Raw genomic sequence first — 701 nt, forward strand, 5'->3', positions numbered from 1 at the left:
CTAGCCATTGCTGGTGTTTCTTTACGCCGTTCAACACCGGCTATGATATGTTTCTTTTCAATTGCTTGGTATGGAATGTTTCCTATGGTATCACATACCTTCATAAGGATGAGTTCTTTTTGTTTTTGGGTGACTTTAGAAAGGTTATGCCAATTGGAGCTATTAAAATACTGTTTAAGGAGCCATGCGAATGAACCTTCGACTAGCTTACCAGTTTTTGATTTAGGAAGTATAAGCCCTTGTAACTCGGCAAGTGCGCTTTTGTAGTTGTCAACAAACTCTTGCGTTCCATAGGTACCGCGTATTCTAATACGTGGTCCATGACCAATACGTACATACCATATAATTTTACCATGACGTGTGACTTCTTTGACAAGATGAGGAGGACGTGGTTTAGGCATGGTATTTTACATCTTAGAGAGTGCGGTTTCGTAATATTCATTCTTTGACAAATCTAAAAGTTTGTCTGGGTGGCTAACTGAATTTGGTATTGGAATATCTGCTTTAAGATAGATAAGCAGTTCCCCTGTAGGTTTGATTTCTATGAGTTCGCAACCTTGTTTTTTAGCTTCTCTTAAAGCGCGTGCAATGGCTGGTTGCGTTATAGCAGCTGGACGAGGCGCCATATCTTTTCTCCTTACATTGAGATGCAATTCACGTGTGGCGTGAATCACGCATTACTTGAAAGTTGTTAGGAAGGG

Annotated in this window: 1 protein-coding gene and 1 pseudogene; both read right to left on the bottom strand. The window is 40.4% G+C overall.

From position 1 onward, the window contains the following. Positions 1-401 (bottom strand): annotated as a pseudogene (locus tag ACFING_RS10030) (integrase); the annotation flags it as partial. A gap of 6 nt (positions 402-407) precedes the next feature. Continuing rightward, positions 408-626, bottom strand: a complete 219-nt coding sequence (locus tag ACFING_RS10035) for a hypothetical protein (protein WP_375630827.1) — start codon at positions 624-626, stop codon at positions 408-410. Between the last annotated feature and the right edge of the window lie 75 nt (positions 627-701).

The sequence above is a fragment of the Bartonella sp. AP150HLJHH genome, assembly GCF_042196385.1.
In the GTDB taxonomy this organism is placed as follows: Bacteria; Pseudomonadota; Alphaproteobacteria; order Rhizobiales; family Rhizobiaceae; genus Bartonella.

Bases quoted from the DNA above. Each gene is read 5' to 3' on its own strand.
- ACFING_RS10035 (WP_375630827.1), bottom strand. From the start codon at position 626: ATGGCGCCTCGTCCAGCTGCTATAACGCAACCAGCCATTGCACGCGCT.